The organism is Hyphococcus aureus (genome assembly GCF_042643165.1).
Taxonomy (GTDB): Bacteria; Pseudomonadota; Alphaproteobacteria; order Caulobacterales; family Parvularculaceae; genus Hyphococcus; species Hyphococcus aureus.
Genome location: NZ_JBHRSH010000001.1, coordinates 883,786 through 900,389, shown reverse-complemented (window position 1 = coordinate 900,389; position 16,604 = coordinate 883,786). Strand labels below are relative to the sequence as shown.

Annotated in this window: 17 protein-coding genes; 8 read left to right on the top strand and 9 right to left on the bottom strand. The window is 59.5% G+C overall.

All coding sequences use genetic code 11. The features are described from left to right. Positions 1-23: 23 nt before the first annotated feature. From pnp to ACFOOP_RS04195, 5 genes are all read left to right on the top strand, one after another. Complete coding sequence (gene pnp, locus ACFOOP_RS04215) at positions 24-2,138, top strand: polyribonucleotide nucleotidyltransferase (RefSeq protein ID WP_379879615.1); 2,115 nt, start codon at positions 24-26, stop codon at positions 2,136-2,138. A 182-nt stretch (positions 2,139-2,320) separates the two neighbouring features. Continuing rightward, entirely contained in the window at positions 2,321-4,219 is a 1,899-nt protein-coding gene (locus tag ACFOOP_RS04210; RefSeq protein WP_379879614.1) for a DUF885 domain-containing protein, read from the top strand. A 39-nt stretch (positions 4,220-4,258) separates the two neighbouring features. Further along, complete coding sequence (locus ACFOOP_RS04205) at positions 4,259-5,779, top strand: S10 family peptidase (RefSeq protein WP_379879613.1); 1,521 nt, start codon at positions 4,259-4,261, stop codon at positions 5,777-5,779. After that, entirely contained in the window at positions 5,776-6,771 is a 996-nt protein-coding gene (locus ACFOOP_RS04200) for a TolB-like translocation protein (protein ID WP_379879612.1), read from the top strand. Before ACFOOP_RS04205 ends, ACFOOP_RS04200 begins: the two co-directional genes overlap by 4 nt. 101 nt (positions 6,772-6,872) lie before the next feature. Then, positions 6,873-7,724 (top strand): DUF5694 domain-containing protein, encoded by an 852-nt coding sequence (locus ACFOOP_RS04195; RefSeq protein ID WP_379879611.1) that lies wholly within the window; start codon positions 6,873-6,875, stop codon positions 7,722-7,724. Here the strand turns inward: ACFOOP_RS04195 and ACFOOP_RS04190 are convergent, their stop codons facing one another. The 6 genes from ACFOOP_RS04190 to ACFOOP_RS04165 form a co-directional block, all read right to left on the bottom strand. Beyond that, the gene (locus ACFOOP_RS04190) at positions 7,725-8,147 is read right to left on the bottom strand and encodes a cupin domain-containing protein (RefSeq protein ID WP_379879610.1); all 423 of its coding nucleotides are present in this window, start codon (positions 8,145-8,147) and stop codon (positions 7,725-7,727) included. Beyond that, the gene (locus tag ACFOOP_RS04185; protein WP_379879609.1) at positions 8,144-8,959 is read right to left on the bottom strand and encodes an enoyl-ACP reductase FabI; all 816 of its coding nucleotides are present in this window, start codon (positions 8,957-8,959) and stop codon (positions 8,144-8,146) included. The genes ACFOOP_RS04190 and ACFOOP_RS04185 overlap by 4 nt, the downstream gene beginning before the upstream one ends. Before the next feature lie 28 nt (positions 8,960-8,987). Next, positions 8,988-9,176, bottom strand: coding sequence for a hypothetical protein (locus ACFOOP_RS04180; RefSeq protein ID WP_379879608.1), 189 nt, complete (start codon positions 9,174-9,176; stop codon positions 8,988-8,990). A 4-nt stretch (positions 9,177-9,180) separates the two neighbouring features. Beyond that, positions 9,181-10,395 (bottom strand): beta-ketoacyl-ACP synthase I, encoded by a 1,215-nt coding sequence (fabB, locus tag ACFOOP_RS04175; protein ID WP_379879607.1) that lies wholly within the window; start codon positions 10,393-10,395, stop codon positions 9,181-9,183. Between the two features lie 42 nt (positions 10,396-10,437). Beyond that, complete coding sequence (fabA, locus tag ACFOOP_RS04170; protein ID WP_379879606.1) at positions 10,438-10,971, bottom strand: bifunctional 3-hydroxydecanoyl-ACP dehydratase/trans-2-decenoyl-ACP isomerase; 534 nt, start codon at positions 10,969-10,971, stop codon at positions 10,438-10,440. 99 nt (positions 10,972-11,070) lie between these two features. After that, positions 11,071-11,595 carry an SH3 domain-containing protein gene (locus ACFOOP_RS04165; RefSeq protein WP_379879605.1) on the bottom strand — a complete coding sequence of 175 codons (525 nt, stop codon included), beginning with the start codon at positions 11,593-11,595 and terminating at the stop codon, positions 11,071-11,073. A gap of 249 nt (positions 11,596-11,844) precedes the next feature. On the opposite strand from ACFOOP_RS04165, the gene ACFOOP_RS04160 reads away from it, so the two are divergent. Then, positions 11,845-12,852 carry a 2-hydroxyacid dehydrogenase gene (locus tag ACFOOP_RS04160; RefSeq protein WP_379879604.1) on the top strand — a complete coding sequence of 336 codons (1,008 nt, stop codon included), beginning with the start codon at positions 11,845-11,847 and terminating at the stop codon, positions 12,850-12,852. A 35-nt stretch (positions 12,853-12,887) separates the two neighbouring features. Here the strand turns inward: ACFOOP_RS04160 and ACFOOP_RS04155 are convergent, their stop codons facing one another. Beyond that, positions 12,888-13,907: a lipid A deacylase LpxR family protein gene (locus tag ACFOOP_RS04155; RefSeq protein WP_379879603.1), complete on the bottom strand. Its 1,020-nt coding sequence runs from the start codon at positions 13,905-13,907 to the stop codon at positions 12,888-12,890. Positions 13,908-14,062: 155 nt separating this feature from the next. On the opposite strand from ACFOOP_RS04155, the gene ACFOOP_RS04150 reads away from it, so the two are divergent. Beyond that, positions 14,063-14,680: a class I SAM-dependent methyltransferase gene (locus ACFOOP_RS04150; protein WP_379879602.1), complete on the top strand. Its 618-nt coding sequence runs from the start codon at positions 14,063-14,065 to the stop codon at positions 14,678-14,680. 227 nt (positions 14,681-14,907) lie between these two features. Then, positions 14,908-15,375, top strand: coding sequence for a DUF2141 domain-containing protein (locus ACFOOP_RS04145; RefSeq protein ID WP_379879601.1), 468 nt, complete (start codon positions 14,908-14,910; stop codon positions 15,373-15,375). A 13-nt stretch (positions 15,376-15,388) separates the two neighbouring features. Here ACFOOP_RS04145 and ACFOOP_RS04140 read toward each other — a convergent pair whose 3' ends face one another. Together ACFOOP_RS04140 and ACFOOP_RS04135 are read right to left on the bottom strand one after the other, a co-directional pair. Beyond that, positions 15,389-16,153: a HesA/MoeB/ThiF family protein gene (locus tag ACFOOP_RS04140; RefSeq protein WP_379879600.1), complete on the bottom strand. Its 765-nt coding sequence runs from the start codon at positions 16,151-16,153 to the stop codon at positions 15,389-15,391. Next, positions 16,150-16,596: a DUF2721 domain-containing protein gene (locus tag ACFOOP_RS04135; protein WP_379879599.1), complete on the bottom strand. Its 447-nt coding sequence runs from the start codon at positions 16,594-16,596 to the stop codon at positions 16,150-16,152. The genes ACFOOP_RS04140 and ACFOOP_RS04135 overlap by 4 nt, the downstream gene beginning before the upstream one ends. Positions 16,597-16,604 lie beyond the last annotated feature (8 nt).

Genomic DNA, 16,604 nt, shown 5'->3' with positions numbered 1-16,604 from the left:
CATCACGAAAGAGAAGAGAAAACATGTTTAATATCACTAAAAAATCGATTGAATGGGGCGGTCGCACGCTGACCCTGGAAACCGGACGCATCGCGCGTCAGGCCGATGGCGCTGTGCTCGCCACTTATGGCGACACAACCGTGCTCGCCGCCGTCACCGCCGCGAAGGAGCCGAACCCCAATTTCGATTTCTTCCCGCTGACGGTGCATTATCAGGAACGCTATTACGCGGCTGGCCGCGTGCCGGGCGGTTACTTCAAACGTGAAGCGCGCCCGACCGAAAAAGAAACGCTGACCTCACGTCTTATCGACCGTCCGGTCCGTCCGCTGTTCGCCAAAGGCTTCAAGAACGAAGTGCTCGTCGTGGCGCAGGTTCTCTCGCACGATCTTGAAAACGATCCTGACGTCGTTGCGATGATCGCCGTTTCCGCGGCGCTGACGGTTTCCGGCGTGCCGTTCATGGGCCCGATCGGCGCCGCCCGCGTTGGTTACATCAATGGCGAATATGTTCTGAACCCGCAGATCGACGAAATGCCGGAAACCCAGCTCGATCTCGTCATGGCCGGCACATCCGACGCCGTGATGATGGTGGAATCGGAAGCCAAGGAGCTTTCCGAGGAAGTCATGCTCGGCTCCGTGGCGTTCGGCCACAAGGCTGCGAAAGAGGCGATTGGCCTGATCATCGATTTCGCTGAAGAATGCGCGAAAGAGCCCTGGAATTTCACAGTGCCGGATAATTCCGACGTTGAAAGCAAAGTGCGCGGTCTCGTGGAAGACGATGTTCGCGCCGCCTATAAACTTACCGTCAAGCAGGAGCGCCAGAACGCCCTCGCCGCAGCGAAATCCAAAGCGGTTGAGGCGCTCTGCAATGATGAAGACGACGCTGCGCCGTCAAAATCGGTTGTCGGCGGGGCCTTCAAGTCCATCGAGTCCGACATTGTCCGCAACGGTATTCTCGATACGGGCGAGCGTATTGACGGCCGCGACACCAAGACGGTTCGTCCGATCGTTGCGGAAGCGGGCATTCTGCCGCGCACGCACGGATCGTCGCTGTTCACCCGCGGCGAGACGCAGGCGCTGGTCGTGGCCACGCTCGGGACCGGCGAAGATGAGCAATTCATCGACGCGCTGGCCGGCACCTACAAAGAACAGTTCCTGCTCCATTATAACTTCCCGCCTTATTCGGTCGGCGAAGTGGGCCGCATGGGCTTTACCGGCCGCCGCGAAATCGGCCACGGCAAGCTTGCCTGGCGCGCGCTGAAGGCGGTTGTTCCGAGCCAGGAAGAATTTCCTTACGTCATTCGCCTCGTGTCAGAGATCACCGAATCCAACGGTTCGTCTTCCATGGCGACGGTTTGCGGCGGTTCTCTCGCGATGATGGATGGCGGCGTGCCGATCAAGCGTCCGGTGGCGGGCATCGCCATGGGGCTTATTCTTGAAGGCGAAAAATACGCCGTTCTGTCGGATATTCTCGGCGATGAAGATCACCTCGGCGATATGGATTTCAAAGTAGCGGGCACCGATCAAGGCGTGACGTCGCTGCAGATGGATATCAAGATCGCGGGCATCACCGAAGAGATCATGCAGGTCGCGCTTGGCCAAGCCAAAGACGGCCGCATGCATATCCTCGGTGAAATGTCGAAAGCGCTCGAAACATCGCGCGCCGATCTTGGCGACTACGCCCCGCGCATTGAAACGATGCAGATCGCCAAAGACAAGATCCGCGACGTCATCGGCTCCGGCGGCAAGGTTATTCGCCAGATCGTTGAAGAGACCGGCGCCAAGATCAATGTCGACGATGAGGGCCTGATCAAGATCGCCTCCAGCGACAAGGAAAAGATCGACGCAGCCTATAAATGGATTCATTCCATCGTCGCCGAGCCGGAAGTTGGCGAGATCTACAAAGGCAAAGTGGTCAAGGCCATGGATTTCGGCGCCTTTGTGAATTTCTTCGGCGCCCGCGACGGCCTCGTGCATATTTCGCAGCTTTCCGACGGCCGTCCCGAGAAAACGACAGATGTGGTCAAGGAAGGCGACGAAGTTTATGTGAAGCTTCTTGGCTTTGACGATCGCGGCAAGGTTCGCCTTTCCATGAAAGTTGTGGATCAGGAAACCGGCAAGGAGATTGAGCGCGACTAAGCGCCGATCCCTTCGGGTTTTTCTTGAACCCATTGAAAAATCACGCGAAAGCGGCGCCTGTGGCAATCAGGCGCCGCTTTTGTTTTTTCCGCGCGCCATACAAGTCGCAAGCCTTTGGCGAAGCGGCGTAGGGCGTTAGACTTCGCTGAAATCGGGCCGCGGGAGCCCAGGGAGGGACGGGGATGCGCAATCTCAATAAACCGATGCTGGCGGTGATGAGCGGACTTGCCATGATGAGCCTCGCCGCCTGCGGTGAACGCCGGCCAGCGCCGGAAGAACAACAAGCGCCGGCGGCGGAAGCGCCAGCCCCGGTCCTGACCGCCAATGAACAGCTGGAGGCCATGGCGTCGCGCCACGCGGCGGCGGTTCTGCAATCATCGCCGGAACTCGCAAGCTTTCTCGGCGTCAGCGAGGATATTGCGGGCGCCGGCTACCGCGCGCGGCTAGGCGGGTATGGCTTCGCCGCCTTCGAAGATGTGCGCGCGCTCAACGAAGACTTCCTGCAGGATGTTCGCAGCATCGACCGCGCTTCTCTCTCCGGCCCGGCGCTCGTCACCTATGATGTCTTGCGCGACGCCTATCAGACGGCCGCGCGGCGCAACCAGTTTTCCTTTGGCGGCGCGACGCCCTACGCCTCGGCGAGCCCCTATCTGGTGACGCAGCTTTCCGGTCCGCATCTTTACTTGCCCCGATTGATGTTGACCCAGCACCGGCTGGAGAGCCGTCAGGATGCGGAGGATTACATTTCGCGCCTCGCAGAATTCAGCCGGGTTTTCGATGAAACCATCGAAACCGTAACCGGGGACGGCGCGCAGCTGGTGACGCCGCCGGTCTTCGCCATTGACGGCGCCATGAATTCAATCGCGGGTTTTACGGCGGCGGCCCCAGCGGACAACCCGCTGGTCAAGACCTTTGCGACGAAACTGGAAGATATTGACGGCCTTTCCGAAGAAGACCGTTCGGCCTTGACGGCGCGCGCTGCGGAAATGGTGGAGGCGAATGTCTATCCTGCCTACACACGCCTCGCCGCCGCTCTCGAAAATCTCAAATTTCAGGCGAGCGCCGACGCCGGGATCTGGCGTCTCGGCGATGAAGGTGCAGCGTTTTATGCGCTGGCGCTATCGTCTTACGGCGCCGGCGGGATGACCGCCGATGAAGTGCATGATCTGGGTCTTTCGGAAGTCGAGCGCATCTCGGGCGAGATGGATGCGATTTTGAAAGCCCTGGGGCTGACGCAAGGAAGTGTCGCTGAGCGGTTTTCGGCGATCGGCAAACGTGAAGGCATGCGCTATCCGAATAACGATGAGGCGAAAGAGGAGCTGCTCACCGATCTCAACGGACAAGTGGACGAGATCATGGCCCGCGCCGGCGATTGGTTTGGAACCTTGCCGACGCAGCAGGTCGAGGTGCGGCGCATTCCTGTATATGAGCAGGATTCCTCGCCGGGCGGTTATTATTCCGCGGCGCCGCTCGATGGCTCGCGTCCCGGCATTTTCTGGATCAATCTCAAAAACACCGCCGATTGGCCGAAGCACATGCTGAAAACCCTGACCTATCACGAAGCTGTGCCGGGCCATCATTTCCAGCGTTCGCTTGAACGATCCGCGGGACTTCCGCTTATCCGCACAATGCTTGGCTATTCTGAATTTTCAGAAGGCTGGGCGCTTTACGCCGAGCAGGTGGCGGCCGAGATGGGCATGTATGCGGACGATCCGCTCGGCGATCTGGCGCGGTTGCAATCGGAGCTGTTCCGGGCCACGCGCCTTGTGGTCGACACCGGCCTTCACCACAAGCAATGGACTCGCGAACAGGCGATCACCTATATGCAAGGCGTGACCGGCGATACGCACGATCAGGTGACGCGCGAGGTTGAGCGTTATTCGGTCTGGCCGGGACAGGCCTGCGCCTACAAGCTCGGTATGCTGAAAATCAACGAGCTTCGCAACAAGGCGGAAGAAGCGCTTGGCCCTGATTTCGATATTCGCGAATTCCACGACGAAGTGCTGCTTACTGGCGCCATGCCGCTGCCGGTTCTGGACCGCAAGGTCTCTGCGTGGATCAAGAAAAAACAGGGTGCTTAAGGCGCGCTTGCTCATCAACAAAAACAGACAGGAGCCGATATGATCATCCGGACTCTCGCGGCGATCTTTTTGCTGTCATATAGCGGCGCCTGCGCCGTGGCGCAGGAAGAAGACAAAAGCCAGGAAGCTGTGGCGGCGAAAGACGGGAGTGAGCCGCGCCGCTATGAAACGAAGGCCCGGGTGACCGCCGGCGGCGCCAATGTCGCCTATAGGGTTATCGCTGGCGAAACTTTTATCGAGAACGACAAGGGTGAGCCTGTCGCGTCGATTTTTTCGACCTCCTATATTGCAGACGGGTTCGCTGATCCGCGCGAGCGGCCGGTGGCGTTTATTTTCAATGGCGGGCCGGGCTCGGCGTCGCTATGGCTGCATATGGGCGTCTTCGGGCCGAAGCGCGTTCGTCTTCCGGAAGGACCCGATGATGACGGCGCTGCGCCGTTCGATCTTATCGCCAATCCGGAATCGATCATCGACGTCGCCGACATGGTGTTCATTGATCCGGTTGGCACGGGCTGGTCGAAGACCCTGGGTGAAGGCAAAACCGATGAATATTGGGGTGTCAAACAGGATGCGGCGTCAGTGCGTGAATTCATTCGCCGCTGGCTTGTCGAGCACAAGCGCTGGAACTCGCCGAAATATCTGATTGGAGAAAGCTACGGCACAACGCGTTCGGCCGCCCTTCTCGAAGCGCTTGAAAGCGGATGGACCGACATTGCCGTCAATGGCGTGGTCCTGATTTCGACCGTGTTGAATTTTGGCCTCGACGCCACCGATGCAGGTAACGATGTCGGCTATATCGGCCTGATGCCGGGTTACGCCGCGACCGCCTGGTATCATGACAAAGTCGACAAAGCCGCCTGGGGAGGCGACATGCAGCGCTTTCTCGATGAAGCGCGCGCCTTCGCCACGGATGATTATATGCCGGCGCTGCTCAAGGGTCAGCTTGCCTCGGCGGCGGAGCGCGAGGCGGTTGCGGCGAAGCTTGCAGCCTTTACGGGACTTTCCGAAAGCTATGTGACGCGCTCCAATATGCGTATTCCCCTGCGCCGTTTCATGCGTGAGTTGCTGCGCGATGAAGGGCTCGCCGTGGGCCGCCTCGACTCACGCTTTACCGGCGTGGAAGCTGACGGCGTTGGTGAAAATCCTGAATATGACCCATCCGCCTATGGCATCGACGCCGCCTATACAGCCGGCATGCTCGATTATTTCGGCCGCGATCTCGGCGTCGATATCGCTGAACCTTACACGACCCTTGGCGGCGTGCGCGGATGGAACTGGGATGCGGAAGATGGCGGCGGGCAGAACGCTTATGTGAATGTGGCGCCTTGGGTGGAGCGGGCGATGCGTCAGAACCGGGATTTGCGCGTCCTGTCCGCTAACGGATATTACGATCTGGCGACGCCGTTTTTCGGAACGGAAATGACGCTGGCCCAGCCGGGCTTCGACCGCTCGCGCCTGACCATCACCTATTATGACGCCGGCCACATGATGTATATCCATCAACCCTCTTTGGAGGCGCTGGCGAAAGACGTGCGCAGCTTTATCAGGAACGAGCCATGAGCCACTTTTTGAAGTCCGCTTGTGCGGCGCTGCTGTTTTTTACGGCGGCCTGTCAGCCGACATCGGAAGCGCCAGACACGCCGGAGGAAGTTGCGGCGCCATCTGAGGATGCTGCTGAGGTCGGCGGCCTGCCGATCGCTCACATCCTGTCGGGAAAGGTGGCGCTGAACACAGAAGACGGCGCAATTTCGATTATTGATATCGAGTCCCTGCTGGCCGCGCCCACCTACCAAAATCAGCCGACTTTTTTGCAGCCTTATGATGGCCGGTTTTACTACGTCGCCGGCAATGAGAACGATAAAACCGACCTTTGGGTTTACGACCTTTCCTCTGGCGAAAAGAGTCAGGTCACGCAAACGCTTGAGAAAAGCGAGTTCTCGCCAAAGCCGTCGCCCGATGGCGGGGTCTCGTTCATTCAGGAAAGCGAAGACGGTGAAATGACTCGCGTCCATGCGCTTCGCGAAGTCGGCGAAGCGGGCGCCGCCGTCATCGAAACCGGCCCGGTCGGCTATTATGAATGGCTGCAGGGTGGGGCGATGCTGGCGGTATTCTATCGCAGCGAACCGCCAATGCTGCAGTTTGTAGATGTTGCGAGCGGAGAGGCGCGCGACGGTTTTGAAAATGTTGGACGCGTTTTGTTGTCGTCTCCCGATGGCGCGACCTTGTTTGCGGCGCGCGGCGATGAGGCCGGAGACTATGAAATCGTCGCCGTCGATGTGGCCAGCGGCGCTACCGAAACTTTGTTGCCGCTGCTGCCCGGAGCGCAGGATTTTTTCCTCGTCTTCAGCGAAGAAGGGTTTCCCGCCATGGCGTATTCTTCCATGGGGTCCCAATTAGCGACCTATGACTTAGTCAATGATTCAGTCTGGCATGTCGCCGCTGACATTGGCGATCTGGGCTATGGCTCCATCACACGCATAAGCGTTGCCGGTGTTCCGGATCAGGACGGCAATCTGCCAATCCTCTTTGTTGCTCACCCGAGAGAGGAGTGACGCGGATCGAATAATCGCGTTGTTGAAGCCGTTCGTCGCAAACGCCTTTACGGCCGCATTTCGCGTGGGCACGGTGACGCTTGGCAAAGACGGGGACGGTCATGAAAAGATTATTAGCGCTTGTCGCATCATTGAGCGTGGCGGCCTGCGCAACCGCAGCGCCGGTTGAAAAAACGACGATGACAGAGCCGGACGCGGTTCAGGTTATGGTGATCGGCGCCTTTCATATGGGCAATCCCGCTCAGGATGTGGCCAACGCAGAAGTCGATAATATGCTGACCGATGAACGCCAGGCGGAAATCGCCGCCGTGGCGGATGCGCTCGTCGCGTTCAAGCCGACCATCGTCGCCGTTGAGCGCATCACCGAGGCGCCGGATTATATCGATCCGAAATTTCAGGCTTTTACGCCGGGTATGCTGAGTGAAAACGCTGATGAGCGTTACCAGATCGCCTATCGTCTTGCCAACATGTCGGGCGTGAAGCGCGTTTATGGCATTGATGAACAGCCAAGCGACGGCGAGCCTGATTATTTTCCCTTCGGCGCGTTGATGGCCCATGCGGAGGAGACCGGCCAGGCCGAGGCGCTGCAGGGACAGATCGCGGATATTCAGCAATTAATGGCGGATTTCAGCGCTGCGCAGAAAGATAATTCTGTCGCTGACATGTTGTTGATGTTCAATTCGGACGGGCCTCTATCGAGCCCCGATTTTTACTACCGCACCTTCACTTACGATCGCGGCGAGACGCAGCCGGGCGCCGAGCTTCAGGCCTATTGGTTCATGCGCAACGCAAAGATCTTTTCAAAACTGACGCAAGTGACGAAGCCCGGCGATCGCGTCGTCGTGGTTTACGGCGCCGGTCACAAATTCTGGCTCGATCATTTTGCGGAAAATACGCCGGGCTATGTGCTGATCGATCCTGCGCCTTATCTCGAAAACGCGGCGGCGGAATAATCAGCTTTCCGGCGTCCAGTCTTTCGGCGCCATTTCAAAGCCGGAAAATTCAAACGCTGGCGACACGGTGCAGCCCACAAGGGTGAAGTCGCCCAAGCTTTGCGCCGCTTGCCACGCATGGGGCGGTACAATCCATTGCGGCGCCTCGCCGTTTGAGAGATCAGGGCCGAGGATCAAATCTTCTTGGGCTTTTCCATCGGGTGAGATGGAAAGCTTCAACGGCGCGCCGGCGTGATAATGCCAGATCTCCGTTGCGTCGACGCGATGCCAGTGCGAGCGTTCGCCCGCCTTCAGGAGATAGTAGATCGCAGTGTCGCTGGCGCGCTCGCCGTCTTTTGTATCTGCGCGCCAGGTTTCGCGGAACCAGCCGCCTTCGGGATGGGCGCGGAGGTTCAGCGCCGCAATGATTTCGTCAGCGGTCAAGATGCGCCAATGCCGTCGGGCACGGCGACGACGTGGAAGCCGGCATCCACATGCAGCACTTCCCCGGTGCATGAGGCGCCGATGCCGGAAAGAAGATAAAGCGCTGCGCCGGCGACGCCTTCCATGGTGGTGTCTTCTTTCAGGAGCGACCAGTCGCGGCCCGTGGACATAAGCTGGCGCCCGCCGGTGATGCCTGCCATGGCGAGCGTCTTCATCGGCCCAGCGGAGATGGCGTTGACACGAATGCCCTTGGGGCCAAGGTCGCGCGCCACATAGCGCATGGACGCCTCGAGCGTCGCTTTGGCGACGCCCATGACGTTGTAATTCGGCACGACGCGTTCGGAGCCGAGATAGGTGAGCGTGATCATGGCGCCGCCGTCAGGCATGAGCTCCGCCGAGCGCCGCGCTGAGTCCACAAATGAAAACGCGGACACATCCATCGTATCCTTGAAGTTCTGGCGCGTGGTGTTCTCGACAAAGGAGCCCTTCAGCGCCTCCTTGTCGGTGAAGGCGATGGCGTGCACCAGAAAATCAATCTTGCCCCATTTGTCTTTGATTTCAGCAAACGCCTTGTCCATGTCATCGTCGCTCATGACGTCGGCTTCAACCAGAAACTCGACGCCGACGGTTTCGGCGAGCTGGCGCACCCGTCCTTCCATCGCTGGAATATAGGAAAAGCAAAGCTCCGCGCCTTGCGCGGTGAGCTGCTGCGCGATGCCCCAGGCGATAGAGTTCTTGTTGGCGACGCCCATGATGAGGCCGCGTTTGCCTTTCATCAGATCGCCTTTGGGGAAAGCGGATTCGTCGCTCATAAGTTCTGTCCTTGTTTGCGCCGGGCGCTCAGGCGCCGCTGCGGCCGATCATGATCATGACCACTATGAAATAAGCGAGCCAGACAATGGCGTAAACGCCGAAGCGCGTCGTTTTCGGCTGTTTTTTAACAACGGGCAGGATCAGCCTGAACCACCACAATCCGGCGCTGGCGATAAGCGCCGCTACCAGCCCGGCGATCAGGGATTCCTGGCTCAATTTTTTAGACTTTCGCGACGACGAGGCAGCCATTGGTGCCGCCGAAGCCGAAGGAGTTGGTCAAGAAGCAATCGACTTTCGCATTGTCGACGCGCTCGCGAATGATTGGCAGGTCCTCAAACTCGGGATCGATGTTTTCGATATGAGCGGAAGCGGTGAGAAACTTGTCGCGCATCATGATGAGCCCGTAGACAAGTTCCTGCGCGCCAACCGCGCCGAGGGAGTGGCCTGTCAGCGACTTGGTTGAAGAGAAAGGCGGGATTTCCGAGCCGAACACTTCGCGGATCGCCTGCGTTTCTTTCTGGTCGCCGACGGGCGTCGAGGTGCCGTGCGGGTTCACATAGTCGATCGGCTGGCGCACGCTGTCAAGCGCGCCGCGCATGCATCTGACGGCGCCTTCGCCGGATAATTGCACCATGTCGTAGCCGTCTGAATTGGCGAAATAGCCGACGATCTCGCCGAGAATATTCGCGCCGCGTTTTTTTGCATATTCATATTCTTCGAGCACGACGGTCGCCGCGCCGCCGGCGATGACGAAACCGTCCCGGTCTTTGTCATAGGCGCGGCTTGCGACGTCAGGGCGGTCATTGAAGTTTGTCGACATGGCGCCCATGGCGTCGAAAATATTCGCGAGGGTCCAGTCGAGTTCCTCTCCGCCGCCGGCGAAGACAACATCCTGTTTGCCCCACATGATTTGTTCGGCGGCCGCGCCGATGCAATGCACCGATGTGGCGCATGCGGAGGAGATTGAATAATTGACGCCGAGAATTTTGAACGGCACGGCGAGCGTTGCTGAATTGGTGGAGCCCATGGCTTTCGGCACTACGGTGGGGCCGATCTTTTTGGTCGCGCCGGTTTTGCGGGTGATGTCCGCCGCTTCGACAATGGCTTTGGTTGAAGGGCCGCCCGACCCCATGATGATGCCAGTCATCGGGTGGCTGACCTGATCCTCGGTGAGGCCCGACTGCTCCAGCGCCTCTTTCATGGCGATGTAGTTCCAGCCTGCGCCTTCGCCCATGAAACGCCGCGTGCGGCGGTCGAGGGCGTCTTCAAAATTGACGGAAGGGCGAGCCGAAACCTGGCATTTGAAACCATGCTCAGCGAAACTGGCGTCATGGGCGATGCCTGAACGGCCTTCGTAAAGCGCCGCCTTTACCTCTTCCACATTGGCGCCAATGGAAGAGACGACTCCCATGCCGGTAATAACTACGCGCCGCATAAAATTCCTTTCGCCTTCCGCCGAAATCGTATCTACGCCGCCTTACAGCGACAGTCCCGCGTCGAGCTGTTCGCGCGAGAAAAGTCCGACCCTCAGATCCTTCGCTTCGTAGATGGTCCGGTCGTCGACTTTCATGATGCCGTCAGCAATGCCGAGGATCAGGGGACGGGCCATCATGCGCCGTACATTCAGCTCGTAAGTGACGCGTTTAGCGCTCGGCACCACCATGCCGGAGAAACGCACATCCTTCGCGCCGAGAGCCCGGCCATGGCCTGGATGCCCTGACCATGTAAGGAAGAACCCCACCAATTGCCAGAGCGCGTCGAGGCCGAGACAGCCCGGCATCACCGGATCGCCTGGAAAATGACAATCGAAGAACCAGAGATCAGGATTGATATCGAGTTCGGCCGTCACGAAGCCCTTGCCATAGCCGCCGCCATCGGACGTGATCTTGGTGACCCTGTCGAACATCAGCATCGGGGGCACGGGCAATTGCGCCGTGCCGGGTCCGCGAAGTCCGTGATAGCCGCACTCGAGGAGCTCCTCGCGGCTGAAACTGTTTTTTTGTTCCGTCATGCGCCCTGTTCAGTTGTGGTTTACGCGTAGACGATTGTCGCGCGCTGTGGTCGCTTGGTAAAGGCGCGCCAGCACAGGGTCAATTATGCGTCGCAACATTCAGGGGCTTAGATTGCCCGCCAGCGGCGCATCTGCCCTTGCGCCCCAGAACGCCGATGCGCGGGCCCAGCCCTTGCGCCCGTCGGCGGAAACCCGCAGCCAGCCCTCTTTTCCGCCTTCCACATGAGCGATGACGCCGCGGCCGAGCCTCGCCCGGGCCGGTGCGCTGGGGTCCGGACGGGTCCGCAGCGCAAGCCCGTCTTCCAGCACCAGCGCGGTTTCGTCGCCGGAGAGCTTGGATTTATGGGTCCAGCACTCATCGCCTTCCGCGTCGCGAATCTTGCGCCAATGGTCCTTGGTCTCAGCCACGATCAACACTGGCAGACCGGCGCGCATGAAGGTCAGCCGCACCGGGTGGGAAAAGGTCGGGCCTGAACGGCAGAAAGTCTTGCTCGCCTTGAGGGAGACGAGCCGTGGGACGGGCAGGCCAGATGGGGTGTCGAGGCGCAGCTTCACCGGCGCGGGCGCCTTTGCGGCCTGGATATTTCCGTTTGTGGCGGCCTGGGCCAGCGCGATCGTGTTCACGGCTTGCGCCGGAGCTTTACTATTAGCGGCTTGCGCCGCGGGGGCGGCTCCGGTCAAATAGAGGGCGGCGAAAAGGCTGACGGACAACACTGAATATAAACGCGGCATGTACAAGCGCTCGAAACAATCAAAGATGGTGAATAAAGCCTTACCTGGCGGCAAAGCCGTTAATCTTGGGTTAACTTTGCGCTCTTTTTGGGATTTGCGGAAAACCGCAAGCCTTTCCACCATTGTCGCCGGGATTATCCGATGAGTGCGAAGCAGGTCAGGGTCGCGTTGACGCGAAAATTGCCGGCCCCGGTGGAGGCGCGGCTTTCTGATCTTTTTGACGCAGTCCTGCATAGCGCCGACGCTCCGCTTTCCCCGGCGGCGCTGATTGAGCGCGCCCGGGACGCCGATGTGCTGGCCCCGACGCTCGGCGACAGGCTCGATGCGGCTTTTTTCGAGGCCGCGGGGGAACGGCTCCGTCTTGTGGCGAATTTCGGCGCGGGGATCGATCATATCGACGTCGCCGCCGCCAATGCGCGCGGGATCACCGTCACCAACACCCCCTCCGTCCTCGCTGAGGATGCCGCCGACATGGCTATGGCCCTGATCCTCGCGGTGCCGCGCCGCCTTGTGGAGGGCGTGAGAGCCCTGGAGACGGGTCAATTTCATGGATGGTCGCCAACCTGGATGCTGGGCCGGCGGGTGCGCGGCAAAAAGCTTGGCATTATCGGCCTGGGCCGTGTGGGGGAGGCGATCGCACGGCGCGCTAAAGCCTTTGGTTTGTCCATCCACTATCACAACCGAACGCCGATCAATCCACATATCGAGGAAGAGCTTGGCGCGACCTATTGGGACAGCCTCGACCAGATGCTGGCGCGCGTTGACATCGTTTCCGTCAATTGCCCGCACACCCCGGCGACATTTCATCTCCTGTCGCGGCGGCGTCTCGAACTCCTCCAGCCGCAAGCTTATGTGGTGAACGTCTCTCGCGGCGAAATCGTCGATGAAGATGCGCTCGCTGAAATGATCGAAGGCGGACGTCTCGCCGGCGCCGGGCTTGATGTTTATGAGCGCGGCGCGCCCAGCGAAAAACTCCTCAAGGCGCCGAATGTGGTGCTGTTGCCGCATATGGCGTCGGCGACGGTGGAGAGCCGTATCGAAATGGGCGAGCGCATGATCATCAACATCAAGATGTTCGCCGACGGCCATAAGCCGCCGGACCGGGTGATCCTCGGACTTGATGACGGCCGCCTTCCAAAGGCAGGCTAAGCCTAAGAAGCCGGGAAAGGCGCGCTAAATCGGCTCTAAAACTTCACTGACAGACTGACGGCGCCGAAGCGCTGGGCGCTCGTCTGCGTTTCAAATTCCTTGGTGCGGGTGACGTAGGTGTAGGCGATCTGCGCCCGGCGGAATTGCAGCGCAATGCCGGCCTGCACCTCACCGACCAGCACATTCTTGTCGAGATTGGGATCGCTGTCGTTGAACAGACTGCCGTCGAGAAAAATATTGTGGGCCACCGCCGCGCCATTCACGCCTGCGAAAAAATACCAGCTGAACCGGTCCGCCGCAGAGAAGGAGCCGATGCCGGTAAGCGCCGGGCGCACGCGCGGCGGGCCGTAAGGGTTTGCGTAAAGATCATTGCCAATGCGCAAGGTGAAGCCGCCGCGCACGCGCGTGTCTACATTACCGAGGGTGACGCCGGCGCTTGGTGTGATATCCGCGCCAAAGCCGCCGTCGCCGAATTCATGCAGGGCGCGAAACTGCCGGTCATAAGAGAGCGTAAAGCCCGGTTCATTGCCGATCTGGTTGTCCCAGCCATTGACCGGGTCGCCGTCGATCAGGTCATGCCAGTTGTTTTGAACCCATTCGCCCTGCGCCGCCGGGCCGACCACGCCCGCCTGCAGTGTGATCTGATGGACGCGCTGGCGCTGCTGCACGAGGACGGAATATTCGCCATAGAGCCACCCGGCGTAAGGGTGCTGATCGGGGAGCGGCGCTGTCGCCGCCGTGTCTTCAGGGGTGAAAATAGAATGGCCGATGGCGAAGCCGCGGCGAACGCCGGCGTCATCATGCGCGCCTAGAATATCATAGGCGAAGAAGCTCGATACGCCTTCGGGCTTTTTGAGACCCGACAGGTAGGAAATTCGAACGCCATTCGTGTAGTTGCGATCGGTGTCAGCGAAATAATCGTTCTCCCAGACAAAGGACCAGGTGGCGAGATCGTCGTTCCGCAAAGGCTCCGGCGCATTTTCTGCGCGCAACGGCGTGGCGCTGAAAAGGGCGAGGCTTACGAGCAATGCTGAGATGACGGCGGCTTGTTGCATTAGTTTTCCGTTGTATCGCGAAGGGGGATAGGCGCGCGCGATAACACCCGCCATCCCATAACAAAAGTTAGCAACGCTTTAATATCCGATGGCTGTGCCCGCGCCACCTCTATCGCGATAATTCCTGTTTCCTTTGAAATCGGGTAAATGAAGTTATGGGTTTTTACGCCAATCATATTGAGCCGCGCCTCGTCTCGTGTGTCTGCGGGTCGGGACAGATATCAAAACAACGCGAGCGGATTGTCCCCAAGGCGCAGGGCCGCGTCCTCGAAATCGGCTTCGGCTCCGGCCATAATGTTCCCTATTACGATCAGTCGAAGATCACGCATCTTTATGCGCTCGAACCCTCGGCGGCGTGGCGCAAGCTTGCAGCGCCGCGGGTCCGCGATCTCGCCTTCCCGGTTGAGTGGCTCGACCTGCCTGGCGAACACATCCCTCTTGCCGATGAGAGCGTGGATTGTGTGCTGGTGACATTCGCTTTGTGCACCATTCCCGGCGTGGAAGAGGCGCTGGCCGGCATGCGGCGGGTGCTGAAGCCGGGCGGCAAGCTGGTGTTTCTGGAGCATGGGGCGGCTCCCGACCGGGGCGTGGCCCGCTGGCAGGACCGATTTGATGGGCTATGGAGCAAGGTCGCGGGCGGGTGCCACTTGAACCGCAAACCCGCAGAGATGGTGTCCGCAGCGGATTTCCGGATTGCGGAGATGGATCAACAATATCTGCCATGGACGCCGAAAATCGCCGGTTACGTCACCGGCGGCGTGGCTGTCCGGTAACATCTTCGGCACAACCGGCGGAATTTCCGCAATTTTAGTTGAATCGCAAGTTTCCGGGCGCATGATTAGCTTAACGATCAGTAAAAGCGCTTGCGTTGCGGCGCTTTTTCACTAGATGAGTTTTTTGCGGGTGCGAAGAGCGCCCGAGCTGATTGAGAAGCGGTCCATCCGAAATTCAGGACCGCCAGTTCACAGAGCCCGAAGGGGCGGTTGAAAGAGAGCGTATCGTGCGTCGAGTATTGGGGATCGGGGTGTTGTTGGCGGTTGCTGGCGCCGCTCATGCGGATTCTGTGCCTGCTGACCGCATTTTCGCCAAATATGCTGATCCGGCCCATGTGGTCGCCGCGGTGAACACTGAGTTCAACGCCGCGCCGGGCCAGGCGGTGCGCCTCACCATCTATAATAGCGAGGAAGCTTTCCTCGAGCAGGCATGGGCGAAATATGAAGCGCGCATCGACGAAGATGGCGTTGCGGTTCTGCCGCTCGGCGATCTTGAGCCCGGCGAATACGCCTTCGCTGCCTATCTCGACGAAAATGGCGACGGCGTTCTCAATCGCGGTAAAATTCTCGGCCGGCCGAAAGAGCCCGTGGCGTTTTCCAATGGCGTCAAGCCGAAGCTCAGAAAACCGCGCTTTGATGAAACCAAAGTTTCCGTCACCCATGGCAGCGTCGTCGTCATCACTCTCGACGACTAGTCTTCTAAAAAATCTATTTTGATCCGTGTGCGCTGCAATCGGGGCAGGCGGGATCGGCGTTGAGCCTGACAGTGCGAAACGAAGCGCTGAGGCCGTCATAGATCATCAGCCGCCCGGCGAGGCTGTCGCCAATGGAAAGAAGCTCTTTCAAAACCTCCATGGCGGCGAGCGTTCCCATGACGCCAGTGACGGCGCCGAGAACGCCTTCCTCGGCGCAATTGACCTGCTGGTCGCGGGGCGGTTCCTCCGGAACGAAACAACGATAACAGGGAAGAACGCCCGGCTGTGCAAAAGGTTTGAAGGTCGCAAGCTGCCCTTCGAACCTGCCGACGGCTGCTGAGACCAGTGGTTTTTCCGCCACGAGGCAGGCGCGGTTCAGCACATATCGTGCGGCGAAATTATCGACGCCCTCGACCACAAGATCATAAGCGGCAATGATTTCCTGTGCATTCTCCTGCGTGATGCGCGGATGAGTGACTACCTTCACATGAGGATTGAGCTGCGCGAGGGCGTCTTTCGCTGCGGCGGTTTTCTCCCGGCCCACATCTTCGGTACGGAAAAGGATCTGGCGCTGAAGGTTCGAAAGCGAAACGGCGTCGCTGTCGGATATTCCAATCGTTCCGACGCCGGCGGCGGCGAGATAGGAAAGAATGGGGCTGCCGAGCCCGCCCGCGCCCACCACCAGCACGCGCGCGGCGATCAGCTTTTGCTGGCCCTGTCCGCCCACTTCGCGGAGCAGGATATGGCGGGCGTATCGTTCTCTTTCTTCGGGGGTCATTTCGACAATAGCTCGGCGCGGACTTTCAGCGCGCGGGTTCCAATATCAATTTCCCGCACGAACAACATCAACCCGCCGGCCATGGCGAACATGGCGGCGATAAAGATCAGTGCGATAAAGGGCCCAATCGCGACATGGATGAAGTCGCCGATAAACATGGTTGCAATGACGAGACAGATGAGCAGCGCGGCGATTGAAAACAGGAGCACGGCGCGCTGAGCGAGTTGCATGCGTTTGTCGAGACTGATCAGCTCGGCGCGCATACGCCCAGCTTCTTCTTCGTTGCGCGGATTTAGCATCCGCTCCTCGAGCACACGGGCGCGGTCGATGACCCGGGCGAGGCGGGTCGTGACGACCCCAAGGAGCGACCCGGCGCCGGCGATCAGGAAGGCCGGCGCAACCGCGAGCTGGATAATGTGGGCGATGTCGGAAATATTGTTCATGAGCGTCT